At 36.2% G+C, this 13,614-nt stretch carries 12 protein-coding genes; 6 read left to right on the forward strand and 6 right to left on the reverse strand.

Going from position 1 to position 13,614, the window contains the following annotated elements:
• Positions 1-78: 78 nt before the first annotated feature.
• Positions 79-2,142 carry a methyl-accepting chemotaxis protein gene (locus tag BP18_RS08905; protein ID WP_029276084.1) on the reverse strand — a complete coding sequence of 688 codons (2,064 nt, stop codon included), beginning with the start codon at positions 2,140-2,142 and terminating at the stop codon, positions 79-81.
• Between the two features lie 252 nt (positions 2,143-2,394).
• Positions 2,395-3,306 carry an aldo/keto reductase gene (locus BP18_RS08910; protein WP_029276086.1) on the reverse strand — a complete coding sequence of 304 codons (912 nt, stop codon included), beginning with the start codon at positions 3,304-3,306 and terminating at the stop codon, positions 2,395-2,397.
• An 822-nt stretch (positions 3,307-4,128) separates the two neighbouring features.
• Between BP18_RS08910 and BP18_RS08915 the strand changes: the two genes are divergently transcribed.
• On the forward strand, positions 4,129-5,043 hold the full coding sequence (locus BP18_RS08915; protein ID WP_029276088.1) for a nuclease-related domain-containing protein: 915 nt from the start codon (positions 4,129-4,131) through the stop codon (positions 5,041-5,043).
• 89 nt (positions 5,044-5,132) lie between these two features.
• On the opposite strand, the gene BP18_RS08920 is transcribed toward BP18_RS08915, so the two are convergent.
• On the reverse strand, positions 5,133-6,545 hold the full coding sequence (locus BP18_RS08920; RefSeq protein WP_029276090.1) for a uracil-xanthine permease family protein: 1,413 nt from the start codon (positions 6,543-6,545) through the stop codon (positions 5,133-5,135).
• Between the two features lie 229 nt (positions 6,546-6,774).
• On the reverse strand, positions 6,775-7,896 hold the full coding sequence (locus BP18_RS08925) for an NADH-dependent flavin oxidoreductase (protein ID WP_029276092.1): 1,122 nt from the start codon (positions 7,894-7,896) through the stop codon (positions 6,775-6,777).
• Positions 7,897-8,069: 173 nt separating this feature from the next.
• Here BP18_RS08925 and BP18_RS08930 point away from each other — a divergent pair, with 173 nt between their 5' ends.
• The gene (locus tag BP18_RS08930; RefSeq protein ID WP_007722826.1) at positions 8,070-8,483 is read left to right on the forward strand and encodes a bis(5'-nucleosyl)-tetraphosphatase; all 414 of its coding nucleotides are present in this window, start codon (positions 8,070-8,072) and stop codon (positions 8,481-8,483) included.
• Between the two features lie 60 nt (positions 8,484-8,543).
• Here the strand turns inward: BP18_RS08930 and BP18_RS08935 are convergent, their stop codons facing one another.
• Complete coding sequence (locus tag BP18_RS08935) at positions 8,544-8,963, reverse strand: Hsp20/alpha crystallin family protein (protein ID WP_007722828.1); 420 nt, start codon at positions 8,961-8,963, stop codon at positions 8,544-8,546.
• Between the two features lie 214 nt (positions 8,964-9,177).
• On the opposite strand from BP18_RS08935, the gene BP18_RS12730 reads away from it, so the two are divergent.
• The 4 genes from BP18_RS12730 (at position 9,178) to BP18_RS08950 (ending at position 11,397) form a co-directional block, all read left to right on the forward strand.
• Complete coding sequence (locus BP18_RS12730) at positions 9,178-9,354, forward strand: hypothetical protein (protein WP_007722830.1); 177 nt, start codon at positions 9,178-9,180, stop codon at positions 9,352-9,354.
• 222 nt (positions 9,355-9,576) lie between these two features.
• On the forward strand, positions 9,577-9,903 hold the full coding sequence (locus BP18_RS08940; protein ID WP_007722832.1) for a PadR family transcriptional regulator: 327 nt from the start codon (positions 9,577-9,579) through the stop codon (positions 9,901-9,903).
• Between the two features lie 5 nt (positions 9,904-9,908).
• Entirely contained in the window at positions 9,909-10,889 is a 981-nt protein-coding gene (locus BP18_RS08945; protein ID WP_029276096.1) for a permease prefix domain 1-containing protein, read from the forward strand.
• Positions 10,890-11,118: 229 nt separating this feature from the next.
• On the forward strand, positions 11,119-11,397 hold the full coding sequence (locus BP18_RS08950; RefSeq protein ID WP_029276098.1) for a hypothetical protein: 279 nt from the start codon (positions 11,119-11,121) through the stop codon (positions 11,395-11,397).
• A 339-nt stretch (positions 11,398-11,736) separates the two neighbouring features.
• Here the strand turns inward: BP18_RS08950 and pepF are convergent, their stop codons facing one another.
• A complete protein-coding gene (gene pepF, locus BP18_RS08955) occupies positions 11,737-13,548 on the reverse strand; it encodes an oligoendopeptidase F (protein WP_029276100.1) in 1,812 nt (603 codons plus the stop codon).
• Positions 13,549-13,614 lie beyond the last annotated feature (66 nt).

A 13,614-nucleotide genomic window follows, 5' to 3' on the forward strand; every position in this document is an offset into this window, starting at 1 on the left:
TATCCTATTCCTCCAAGTTCTCTATTTATTAGATACGTGCACTCTTTTTAGACTGCACGTATCTTTTGTATGAATAGTTTAGTTTAGTTTAAATTGATCTGTTTCTTCTTTTAATTCATTTGCAATCGTTTCTAGTTTAGAAATACTTGATGAAAATTCTTCCATCGTTGCCAAAATCTCTTCTGCGTTTGCTGACACTTCTTGAGTTCCTGCAGAATTTTCTTCCGCTGATGCAGCAATGTTTTCAATGGCTACTAATGTTTCATCTTTCTTAGCTGAAATAACAAAACCTAAACTAGCAACATTTAAGATACTTTCAACTAGTTTATCCATTTGATCTGTCACTTTATTCGATGAATCGATGGCTTCATCAATCGTTTTCGTTTGGATTTCACTTTCTGAATGTGATTGCTCCACTTTGCTAACCATTTCATTAGATTTCTCTTGAATGTTTTTGATAATAGCCGCGATATCTTTTGTTGATGCGTCACTTTTCTCAGCAAGTTTTCTAATTTCATTGGCAACCACTGCGAATCCTCGGCCGCTTTCACCTGCACGAGCAGCTTCAATAGAAGCATTTAGAGCTAATAAATTGGTCTGATCAGAAATTCCATCAATCACTTTAACAATTTTCTCAATATTTTGGATATCTTCATTTACTGCATGGATACTTTCACCTAATTTGTCCATTGTGTTGATTGTTTTTGTCCAATTTCCTTGGACATCTGCCATCATTTGGTTGTTTTTCCCATTGGCAATTGTTGTATCATCCGTATGTTGGCCCATTTTTTGAATATTTTGATCAATTTCGCCAACGGTTTTAGATAACTCTTCCATTTTACCAACAGTGTCTTCCGTATCTTTCGTTTGAATACTTGTTGCTTGAGCAATTCCAGTAATCGTCTCAGATACTTCTTCGGTTGCTGAAGTTGTTTGTTTAGAAATATCATTTAGCGTTTGTGTCATATTCATCAAATGATTACTCTTTTGCTGAATCCCTCCAACCATTTGTCTGAATTGGTGCATCATATTATTAAATGCAAATCCGATTCGTCCAATTTCATCACTATTTTCATTAACCATTTTTCGTCTCTTCAGTGCTTTAAAGTAAGGTTTATTTGGTAAAATATTAAAATCTTCACTCGTAATTTCTGTCGTCAAGTCTCCAGCTTCAACTTTACTAAATGCTTTAGTCAACGCTTGGGCAATCGTCATAATATATCTTGAAGCTATGATTGCACTTAGTATGGCAATGAGAAGACCAATTGCTAAACCAGTAAGTGCCGCCTTATTCGTAGCATTAACCTCATTAGCCATTTCATCTTCGCCAACGACTCCATAAACAGTCATTCCTAAACGGCTTACTTTAGCATAATAACTGCCGATTTTTTGCTTATCGTGAATGTAGCCTGTTTGATCAGTTGCTTCTTTCACCAACTTACTGTCACCGATATTTGTGCCAATTTTCTTAGGATCATTGGCCATCAAATAGTCACCCGTTTCAGAAAGCACAAAGAAGTGACCGGTATTTCCATTTTGAACTGATGTTAAATAAGTATTCATTCTTTCAAGATCTAAATCAATCCCTAAAACGCCGTAAAACACGTCATCAACAATGATTGCTCTAGAAATTGTCATCGCCATAGCTCCGGTTGTAGCATCACGGTAAGGCTCACTCCAAATCATGGCACCATTACGTTTGACTGCTCTTTGGTACCAAGTTGTCGCACTTGCATCAAAGTCCGTTGCTACATTCTCGATTGTTCCCAATAATGCCTGATCTTCGGGAGCATAATAAGCATTTCCTATGTACATACTATTGGTCTTAACAAATTGCATCTCTTCTTGAATAGCTGCTCGCACACTTTCTTCGTCAGCTCTTTCTTGAAAATCTGGCTTTTCTGCTAAAGAATTAATTGTATTTTCTAATTCTAAACCGATCCAGTCCAGTTGTGTTGTAAATTGAGTTGCCAAATGTTTTTCGTTTTGCTCAATTCGTTGGGATAACAAATTTTGCGTGCTGTAATAATTCATAACTAAAACAATGATAATTGGTACAGTAATCATGGCTATCAATGTAGGAATAATAACTAATCTTATACTTTTTTTTCGACCATTTTTCTTTTTGCGTATGCTCTTCACCAACGATTCCTCCTTATGTAAAACTTCTTTAAAAACACTTTTCATATCCCGACAGGTGTTTGATTGAAGTTCTCATCCGTACTTTTATTTAAACGTTTACTAAATAGCATATCGGTCTAATTAGTTCTTTCTTAAGTCATTAATTTTATTTTTTCATTTGTTCTTAACTTTATCACCCGCTATTTAAAGCGACAGAAAAAAGTATCCATTTGATTTTAATCAAATGAATACTTTTTCTTTATTCTATCTTTTTTATGGTAATTTATTTCCAGCAGCCCGATAAATCTCATACCATTCATCATGAGTGATTCGGACTTCAGAAGCTTTAGCATAATCCGTTAATCGCTCTGGTGTCATAGTCCCAACAATGGCTTGTATATTGGCTGGATGGCGTAAGATCCATGCAATAGCCACAGCAGAATTAGACAACCCGTAACGCTCTCCAATTTCTTTCAACTTAGCGTTTACTTCAGGATAATTTTCATTATCCACAAAAATATCTCCACCACTTTTAATCGGTGACCATGCTTGCAACGTGATGTCTTCTAATCGACTGTAATCTAAGATTTCACCGTCTCGATTTATGCCGCCATCAAACTTCGTATTCACATTAATGCCTGCATCCACCATTCCAGTATGCATAACACTAAATTGCATTTGGTTCACAATCAGTGGTTGTTTAACATATCTTTTCAACAATTCGATTTGATTAGGATTGTGATTGCTGACACCAAAGTTACGCACTTTGCCGCTCTTTTCTAATTCATCAAAAACTTCAGCGACGATCTCAGGTTCAACCAATGCATCTGGACGGTGCAACAGCAATACATCCAAGTAATCTGTTTGCAAACGTTTAAGAATGCCATCTACACTCGTTAATAAATGCTCTTTTGAAAAGTCATAGCTTCCTTTTCGAATGCCCGCTTTAGATTGAATCAGCATTCTTTCTCGTATAGAAGGATCCATTTCGATTACTTTCCCAAACGTTTCTTCAGCTTTTCCTCCGCCGTAAATATCTGCTAAATCAAAAAAATCAATCTCCAAATCTAATGCGTTATTAATTACTTTGCTAGCTTCTTCAGGCGATAGCTTTCCCATTGACATGCATCCTAAGCCTATATTCGGTACCAATAATTCACTTTTTCCTAAAAATAGTCTTTTCATACTGATCAGCTCACTTTCTTTTAATTTAAGAAATCGTTTTCAGTATACCATTTTTGAACATTTTTTACTAAAGTAACGCTGTTGAATGATTGCATGAACAAGTGAAACTCTTTTTGGTGTTCACTGTATCATGCAGAGCTTTTGGACGTTACAGTGAGGCAACTTTCTCGCTCTACTCTATCATGCAGCCAATTATTCAAACCAAACAACCTTACTAAACACCCTTTTTACTCTCTAGCCGGTTCTTTTAACGATGCTCTTAGGTACTATTCCTTCTAGAGTTAGATTGCATGAACAAGTGAAACTCTTTTTGGGGTTCACTGTATCGTGCAGAGCTTTTGGACGTTACAGTGAATCGCTTTTCTTGCTTCACTGTAACGTGCGAGCCGGTTGCATGTTACAGTGAGGCAACTTTCCCGCTCCACTCTATCATGCAGCCAATTACTCAAAACAAAAAACCTTACTAAACACCCTTTTCATTCTCTAGTTGGCTCTTTTAATAATGATTTTGGGTAATTTTCCTTCTATAGTTGGATCCCTTGAACAAGTGAGGACACTTTCTGGGTTCACTGTAACATGCAGGGCTTGTTGACGTTACAGTGATCTGCTGTTTTTGTTTCACTGTAACGTGTAAGGTGTTCGCATGTTACAGTGAGTCAACTTTTCCGCTTCACTCTATCATGCAGCCGACTACTTTCATCAAAAAACCAAACAATCTTACTAAATAACCTTTTTCTTCTCTAGTTGGCTCTTTTTTAACTAATTCTAGGTGATTTTGCTTATATTATTAAGAGACAAAACACTATTAAGGAGCTCATAAAAATGATTCTACTAAAAGAACGAACAAAATCAGTTACTCACCGCGTACTAGAGTCTTTGAATGCTCGAATGAATTTGCCAGATGAAGAAAAAAAGAAGTATGAAAATCAAGTAAAAGGTTTTGCAGGTGAGAAACAGTTTGATTTTCACATGACTCAAACTCACCCTTTTGGGATTATATTAAATGATCTCGTTCTAACCTATAGAGATACGGTTTTTCAAATCGATTCGCTTCTTATTACCAATGATTCTGTCTATGTGTATGAAGTGAAAAATTATACAGGAACATACTTTTATAAAGAAGATTCCTTTTTCGCGGAATCGGGGTACAAAATTCTTAATCCCTTAAGACAGATTGACAGAAGTGCAACTTATCTTCATAACGTGATGCTTCGTTTAGGATACCGGCTGACCATACATTCGGTTATTGTTTTCATTAATCCAGATTTTCAACTTTACTCACTCTTTCCAAATAAACTTTTCGTATTCTCTAATCAATTATCTAAGCATCTTAACAATCTACCTTCTCAAGATATTTCACTAAAACACGAACAGTTGGAACTTGCGAACAAACTCAAAGAATTCCATAATGAAAATTATCGTCCCGATAATTTACCGATTTATATCTTTGACCATTTGAAAAAAGGCATTATATGCCCTATTTGTTTTTCAATAAGGTATACAACAACTAGACAAAATTACTTTTGTACTGCTTGTGGATACAAAGAAACTAACAGACAAGCAATCGAACGTAGTATTAAAGAATTCAAGGTGTTATTTCCGGATTTAATGCTAACGACAACTCGAATTTATCAATGGTGTGGCGAAATTTACTCAAGGCAACACATTCGAATCATCTTAAAAAAGAATTATCAAAGTCAGCTATCTCGGCATATGACTTACTACAGCGAGAATTAAATTTGGTCCCATGAGAAAGCGAGCAGTAAGTTTGAACGCAAAAAAAGCCATTCGTTTCCGAACAGCTTTTAAGCAAAGATATTCTATTTTTAACTATTTTCCAACTCTTTTTCCATTGCTGGTTTTTCTTTCAAAATAATATTTAATACTAAGGCAACGATTGTTCCAGCCGAAATACCCGATGAGAATAATCCGCCAAGTATTCCTGGCAATCCAGCAACGACTTCAGGTCGGAAAGCCACACCTAATCCAATACCTAATCCAGCGGCTACAATGATTAAATTGCGGTTGTCAAAATTCACTCGTGACAATGATTTCACACCAGATGCCGCTACATTTCCGAACATCAATACTCCTGCTCCACCAAGTACAGCCATGGGCATGATTGAAACAAGTGTCGCAAATTTCGGCAAGAAACTCATTGCCATTAAAAGAACTCCAGCCGTAATTGCTACTGAGCGTGAAGCATTACGTGTCAAAGGAATCAACCCAGCATTTTGGCTGAATGTAGCTACGGGACCTGATCCCATCATTGGTCCAATAAACGAACCCACACCATCAGCACGTACACCATTTGCAATGTCTTCATCAGTCAATTTTGTTTCGGTTACAGCTCCGATTGTTTGCATTACACCAACCGTTTCAATAACAGTTACTAAATAACCTGAAATAAATGGAATGGCAAATTTGAAATCAAAACTGACACCATATTTAAAGAGTTGGGGCATAGCGAACCAGTTGGCTGCTGCAACTTGACTAAAATCAACCATACCAAGCGGGATGCACATTATGTAACCAGCGACGATTCCAAGGAGTACAGCAGCTGGCCCAATTTTGACACTGCCATAATGATTTAGTGTGACTATCAGTAGAAATACTATCGTAGCAATTGCCAAATTAAGTGGCGAACCGTAATTGGCTGCTCCAACTCCACCAGCTACCCAATCGAACGCAACAGGCATCAATGTTAATCCCATCAGTGAAATAACGGTACCTGTGACAACAGGAGGAAAAAACTTCATTAAAGGTTTAATAAAATAACTCAAGATAATCTCTAAAACGGATCCCATCATTGTCCCACCAATGTAACCGGCAATCCCTCCGCCCATCGTATTGATGACCGCATTTGCTGGACCGACAAATCCAAAGTCCGTTCCCATGATTGTTGGAAGACCAGCTCCTACTCGAAACCATTTTGGTCCGATCCCTTTAGATTGAATAATGGAAACAACGCCTGAACCTAGTAAAGCTGCACTAATCATATAAGACGTATCTGCAACCCCAAACCCTGCCATACCGGAAATAACTAATGGAACTGCAACAATCCCCCCAAAAGCGGTCAGAATATTTTGAAATCCTAAAAGTGTCATCAAAATAAATCCTGGTTTATCATCTACTTGATAAATAAGATTAGATTCGTGTTTAGGCGAAACTTTTGCCTTCCTCTTCTCTTTTTTCGGTAACACGATTGTTCCTGCTGGACGTTTCATTCTCTCTTCCAAAATAACCCTCCTATTAAATACGAACATTAATTTAAATAAACGTTTTATACTTCGTTAATATTTATTACTTTTATAGTATAACTTCAAATACAAGTTAAGTAAAGGTTAAAAAGCGAATTATTTCTAATTAAGCGTTAAGAACTTTCGTAATCACCATCGTTCGTGTTTAAACAAAAAAGAACTTCTCACGTTTAAGTGAAAAGTTCTTTTAATCTAGCTATTTTATTTATTAAGGAACAATCGGGAACCAACCTGGTCTACTTTCAATATACTCCCACATAGCATCTGGCAAAGTGAGATCTTCACGGTATTCCGGTTTAATTTTTTTACGAATAGCTGTTTCGTTTCCTAATTTTACTTTTTGGATCCAATCTGGCTCAACGACTAATTCTCGTCCAATTGCCACTAGCGGTATACCAGTCTCCAGAACAGCCAAAGCATCATCCGGTGTAACAATTGATCCTACTCCAATAATTGGAAAATCTTTGCCAACCAGTTCTTGGATACGTTGAACTACAGGTTTCGTTACGACAGCATCACGAACTGACCCTTGAGTCCACTCATTCGTTGAGACATGAATGTAATCTAAACCTTGTTCTTTTAACTTAGCCACCAGTTGAAAAGTATCTTCTATAGTAATACCAGGTTCTTTTATTTCTTCAGGTGAAAGACGGTATCCGAAGATAAAAGGCTTATCAGCATAGGTTTGAATGGCTTCTTTTGCAGCTTGAACGACTGCTAACGGGAAGTTCATTCGTTTTTCAAGTGATCCGCCCCAGTGGTCTTCTCGACGATTGGAATGCGGTGAGAAAAATTGTTGAATCAAGTAATTATTTGCTCCATGTAACTCTATCCCATCAAAACCAGCTTGAATAGCTCTTCTAGTCGCTTGTCCAAATGCGTCAACTAATTCGCGGACTTCCGCGTCTGATAATGCTCTTGGTACTTCTGCTCCTTCACTATCCAGTGGAATCGCACTTGCACTAACCGGTTGTTCGCCTCGTAAAGTCCGTTTTGATCCAAGTCTTCCTACATGGAAAATTTGTAAAATAGCTTTCGGACCTTCATGTTGAATCGTTTTTGCCAATTTTGAAAGACTTTCAATTCGGTTATCCGATGCTGCACTTAGTGAGCCAGCGAAACGGCCGTTTTCCATTACTTGGGCACAAGATGTCACAACAGCTCCAAGTCCTGCAACACGTCTTTTATAATAATTTTTCTCTTCAAGTGTGACCATCCCATTTTCAAAAGAGGAATTCGTCGTCATTGGTGCCATAAATAAACGATTATCAATTTTAGCTCCTGATGCAAATGTAAATGGTTCAAATAGTGGATTGTATTTTGGTTTCATAACTTTTCTCCTACTTTTTTCATTTATTTTTTTTAGTATACTCTAATGGTAAAAGAATGTCAGACTTTTTTCAATATATTTCACTTACAATTTGTAAAAAACGTCGTCTCTCACCTTTTCGCATTACTTTTGGTATACTAATCAAAAGACTTTATCTTACTGGAGGAATAGCAATGAACCAAGAAAAATCATGTGGCGCTGTGATTGTCACAAAAGATATAGAGAATCCTAAAGTAGTACTAATCAAACACCAAAACGGCGGACACTGGGCTTTTCCCAAAGGTCATGTAGAAGGCAATGAAACAGAAGAAGAAACAGCTTTAAGAGAAATTATGGAAGAGACTCATTTAAGCGTTGAATTAGATACTCAATTCAGACATGTCGTTCGTTACTCTCCTTATAAAGGCACAGAGAAAGAAGTAGTTTATTTTATTGCGTATGCCAATGAGCAGACTATTCTTAAACAAGACGAGGAAGTATTAGCCAGTACTTGGTTAAGCTTTTCAGATGCATTAGCCCAAATCACTTATGAAAACGATCAAAAAATTCTTCAAGCAGCTATAGATTACTTAACTGAAAAGAACTGATAGACGATAAATTAAAAAGAAGGTGTTGATCTGCTCAACACCTTCTTTTGTTTCGTTTTTTTATTTAATCTCAATTTGTTTAGGTGTCGTGCCTTCAGAATTTTTCTTAGGCAATGTTACAGTTAGAACACCATTATCAAATGCTGCTGAGATTGTTTCTTCGTTGACGTTTTTCAATAAAAATTGGCGACTGAAAGATTTAGTTGAGCGCTCTCTACGGATGTAGTTGCCTTCTTCGTCCTTTTCATCTTTCTTCTCTTCTTGAGTTGCCCCAATTGACAATACATTATCTTCGTATTTTAACTGAATACTATCTTTAGGCATACCTGGCAAATCAGCTTCTACAATATATGCGTTCTCTTCTTCACGAATATCTACATTAAAATTAGCCGTGTGCGCTAGTAAATGGTCAAATGGATCCTCGAAAAAGTTCTTGCCAAAATTCATGAAATCACGTCCTACTGGAAATAAATTACTCATAAATCTCTCCCTCTTTCTAAAATTTTTTTAACCTTTTGAGCAGGTATATCCCTTGCTCACGTATAATATAATACCACTTAGCACTCTTGTCAAGAGAGTGCTACAACTTTTTTTAATTTTTTTTTACTAACTTGTTTACTAACCCTATTAGTATTTTCTTTCGCTATTTTTTGCTATACTCATTAAATCAAAGACTGTATTGGAGGTAGATATTATGTTCAATAGTATAGGTAAGATTTTATTAGTAATTGGTATCATTATTATAGTATTTGGTTACTTTGGTCCTGTAAAATCAGGTGATCCAATTATCGGAACGTTAATTATCTTAGTTGGTTTAGTGATTGCAGCTTTAGGTTTTGTCTTCGGACGAAATCAGACACCCCGAGTATAATTTATCTAGAAACAAAAAGAATGGCCTCACTTTCCTGAATCAAAAAGGAAACTGAGGCCATTTTTTTATCTGCTTTTCGCACTAGAAAAACAAGAAAATTATATAACTTTTTAATTTTTTCAAGATATTTGCTTTTTTAATTCAAATTACTTTACCTGTCGTAGTAAAAGAAGTATACTCATATTACTACGATAGATGAAGTAAAAAAAATGAGGTGATGAGGTGATATCAAGTGATGTCATGCGCGGATTTAATAGTCTGATTCTACTGTCTATTTTGATGAAAGAAGACTCTTACGGCTATCAAATTTCAAATACGATCAAGGTACTAACTGATGGAAAATACATTATGAAAGAAACGACTCTCTATTCTGCCTTTAATCGTTTAGAAAAAAGTGAACTTATTGAATCATATTCAAGTACTGAAACCAATGGCAAACCTCGGACCTACTACCGAATAACTGACCTAGGCAGACAAACCTATCATGAGAAAGTAAGCGAATGGCTGGATACAAAAAATATCATCAGTCAATTCATTGAGGAGGAGTGAAATTTATGGACACGATTAAGAATTATGTCGAATCAGTTTTTGTTAATTTGCCTCGGACTTCTGAGATGCAGCAACTTAAAGAGGATATGCTGACTAATATGGAAGATAAATACCTTCAGTTGAAAGCAGATGGGATAAGTGAGAATGAAGCTATCGGAACGGTTCTATCCGAATTTGGCAATATCGATGAAATCATTGAAGAGTACAACTTAGAAAGCGATGCAGAACAAGTTGATAACTATTCTGTTCAGCTATCAGAGACACAAGTTGAGGACTTTATGCAGCACCGTACAAAATTTGGAATTGCGATTGCAACGGGTGTGTCTCTTTGTATTCTCTCCCCTGCTATGATGCTGACATTCCGTGAAATTGCTAGTCTTGTAACTGATTCTTCAAGTACTATGGATAGAATTGACTTATTATCGGTTATTCCATTGTTCTTATTTATTGCTATCGCAGTTGGTATTTTCATTGTTTTTGGGTTAAAAGAAGAACAATACAATCTTGACAAAAAGGTTGTTCTAATTGATTCAGCCACACGTGCCCACTTGGATCGAGAAATGAAAGAGTTTAAACCTGGTTTTGCAAAAGCCATCGCTTCTGGTGTAATTCTTTGTATCCTAGCTCCTATCTCCTTATTGTTGGCAATTGTTCTTCTCGGTGATGACAATGCTTGGTCCGTAATTTTCTTATTAGGTTTCATAGCAGTTGGTGTTTTCTTGTTTGTCTTTTATGGCATTCTATACTCCACTTATGAAAAACTTCTTTCACTCGGAGATTACACACCTGAGAAAGTCATTGCCAGCAAATTAATTGATACTATTGCCGGAGTCGTTTTCCCATTAGCTACAGCTATTTATTTAATCGCAGGTTTTGTCTACGATGCTTGGGGAACTGCTTGGATCATCTTTCCCATAACCGGTATTCTATTTGCAGCTTTTTCTTCTCTCTACCAAAGTATTATTAAGACAAAAAGAAAAAATTAGCCTTCTGATGACCGATTCCATATGGAGTCGGTCATTTTAATTGAATTTATCATTTGTACTGTCAACATTGTTTACTAAACCATCTTTCACCTTTAACTCTAGTCCTCTAATTTCATTACCTTTCTTACAAAAATAAGTCATCTTTCACGAAACGGTTGTTAAGCGGAATACCAAATTGTATACTTAGGCTTATCGGCAATAAATAAAAAAAAGACTGGAGTTCTTACTCATGTACAACACTAAAAAAAATACTCAAAAATGGCCAACAATTTTAATTTCCATTTCTCTCCTATTAACTGTTGTTTCTATACTTATTCAAAACCAATTTTCATTGTTTAGTTTCCCCATTTTTCTTGGCGTACTTATTGTTGCAGTGTTATTGAATATTGGATCAATGGTCCTATCGACGAAAGCTAGAAATCAAGCTTTTACGACTATCTTATTTATTCTTAATCTACTGATTATCGCTTTTCTAACATTTACTATTTACACGCTTTTAATGACCTAAATTAATGGTTTTTTTTCTTCCTAAAAACTTCATATTTTCTTTCATTCATTGTCACAAAATAGAAAGAAACAATCATTAAAACTTCACATTGACCGTTTATACTAAAGTCATACCAACCCTAAAACTTTTTCTTTTCTTACTTATTTACCCCCATAAATAAGTACTTACCCCCTTTTTAAGCCTTTGCGATAATCGCAAAGGCTTTTTATATTAAATTCATTAAGCGGGTAAACTAAAAAACTCATTCTTATTTTGATGGATAAAGTGACCATCAAAAAAGAATGAGTTTTTTACTTAGGCTAGGACTTTTTACCAGCCTATTTGCCTAAAAAATTTTTCTTAATCGGTTAATTGTTTGGTTAATGCAATGATTGTATCCACTGATTCATCTAAATAATGAATCGTATCCGCTAAAGGTTTATCCGTAGTAATATCAACACCAGCAATTTTTGCAGCTGGTGCTGGGCGGTATTGATCTCCAAGAGCTAGGAATTCTAACCACTCATTTACTGCTGATTGTCCTTCTTCTTTAATACGCAAGAAGGCTTGAGTCGCAATCGTCAATCCTGCAGAATAAGTGTAAGAGTATAATCCCATATAGTAATGGCTTTGGCGCATCCACGTTAATTCTGCTCCTGGATTGATTTCAACTGCGTCTCCCCAGAATTTATTCAATACAGAACGTTTGATATCGCTTAATTGAGCAGCATCAAAACTTTTTCCTTCATCAATTAATTGGTAAACTTCACGTTGATAAGCTGCTTCCAATAAATGTGTAATAAAGTTGTGGAAATAGGTGTTTGAAATCATATTAGATAAGGCGAAACGTTGTTCGCGAGGATCTTCGCTTTTTCGTCTTATCGATTCTGTTAACAACAATTCATTGAAGGTTGACGGAGCTTCTATCAAATAAAGAGACGGTTCTGCTCCCAAAATGCTGTTGTTTTCCCCAGAAAGAATCCCTTGTCCAGCATGACCAATTTCATGGATCAATGTGTATACATCGGACAATTGGTTATTCCAAGACATTAGGATATAAGGGTGTTTGCCATATGGTGACGTACAGAATCCACCAGTAGATTTCCCTTTGTTTTGCACAAAATCTACCCAGCGTTCTGGATAAGCTTTCATAATTCGGTCAATGTAATCTTGCCCTAGAACGCTCAATGCATCTGCCACAACCTCTTTTGATTGTTCTACAGTGATTTTTGATGAGTAATCAGCGTCTAAATCAATCTTCAAATCGGCATAAGTCATTTTGTCCAACCCATTGATTTCTTTAACATGCGTAATGTATTTTTGCATTACAGGAGCTAAATCGTTCATGATGCTGTCGATTTGGCGATTATAAAGCTCGCGGTCAACTTCTTGATCGTATAAAAGATAGTCGATTACTGAATCAAAACCACGCATGGTAGCGATTGTTTTTTCTTTTTGAACTTGTGTGTAATAAGCCGCTGCTACAACATTTTGGTATTTGCTAAGGACTGTAGAGAATTGGTCAAATGCAGCACGTCGAATAGCTGTATCTGCATGGTACATATAATGGTCTTCATACAAGACAAAACTTAGTGGATATTCTTTTCCTGCAACATTAAATGTTCCAAAATCCATATCCGCCAAACGAGCTTGTTCATAAATCGCTTCAGGAGCGCCAAGAACTGGTGAAAGTTGAGCTAAAGCTTTTTCTACTTTAGGATCCAATTGAATCGATTTGTCTTCTTTAATGTGGCGAATAAAAGAAGCAAATTGAGGTTCTTCTTTTTCAACTTGATCTAAAATAGCGGTATCTACTGCTTTTAATTCTGAATCGAAAAAGGATAATTGAGCGCCAATTTCGGCTAGTACATTATCCATTGAACGAGACAGCCCGGTATTTTCAGGATTCGTCAAATCAGTCGTAGCTGGCAAAAAGGCATAATGATTCGTCCAGTCTGCTGTTTGCATGATTTCACTATATTGCTTTAAAGCCGTAGAGATCATTTTAGCATCCGTTAAATTCCCTTCATAAGTCGTACTAAATTGTTTGACCGCTGCTTTCATATCTTCTACTGCAGCTTCGAAAACTTCTTTTGTTGGGTATAAGCCTGTAAGGTCCCATGTTAATGCTTCAGAAACCTCAGATCTATTTTTCAGTTCTTCTTGTGCCATTTTATCGCACTCCTTCATTGGATTAATTTAAATTAATTTATTCAACTAAACTACTCATCTAGTATA

This window comes from Carnobacterium jeotgali MS3, from assembly GCF_000745125.1.
GTDB lineage: Bacteria > Bacillota > Bacilli > Lactobacillales > Carnobacteriaceae > Carnobacterium_B > Carnobacterium_B jeotgali.

Bases quoted from the DNA above. Each gene is read 5' to 3' on its own strand.
- BP18_RS08910 (WP_029276086.1), bottom strand. From the start codon at position 3,306: ATGAAAAGACTATTTTTAGGAAAAAGTGAATTATTGGTACCGAATATA.
- BP18_RS08915 (WP_029276088.1), top strand. From the start codon at position 4,129: ATGATTCTACTAAAAGAACGAACAAAATCAGTTACTCACCGCGTACTA.
- BP18_RS08925 (WP_029276092.1), bottom strand. From the start codon at position 7,896: ATGAAACCAAAATACAATCCACTATTTGAACCATTTACATTTGCATCA.
- BP18_RS08930 (WP_007722826.1), top strand. From the start codon at position 8,070: ATGAACCAAGAAAAATCATGTGGCGCTGTGATTGTCACAAAAGATATA.
- BP18_RS08935 (WP_007722828.1), bottom strand. From the start codon at position 8,963: ATGAGTAATTTATTTCCAGTAGGACGTGATTTCATGAATTTTGGCAAG.
- BP18_RS12730 (WP_007722830.1), top strand. From the start codon at position 9,178: ATGTTCAATAGTATAGGTAAGATTTTATTAGTAATTGGTATCATTATT.
- BP18_RS08945 (WP_029276096.1), top strand. From the start codon at position 9,909: ATGGACACGATTAAGAATTATGTCGAATCAGTTTTTGTTAATTTGCCT.
- BP18_RS08950 (WP_029276098.1), top strand. From the start codon at position 11,119: ATGTACAACACTAAAAAAAATACTCAAAAATGGCCAACAATTTTAATT.
- pepF (WP_029276100.1), bottom strand. From the start codon at position 13,548: ATGGCACAAGAAGAACTGAAAAATAGATCTGAGGTTTCTGAAGCATTA.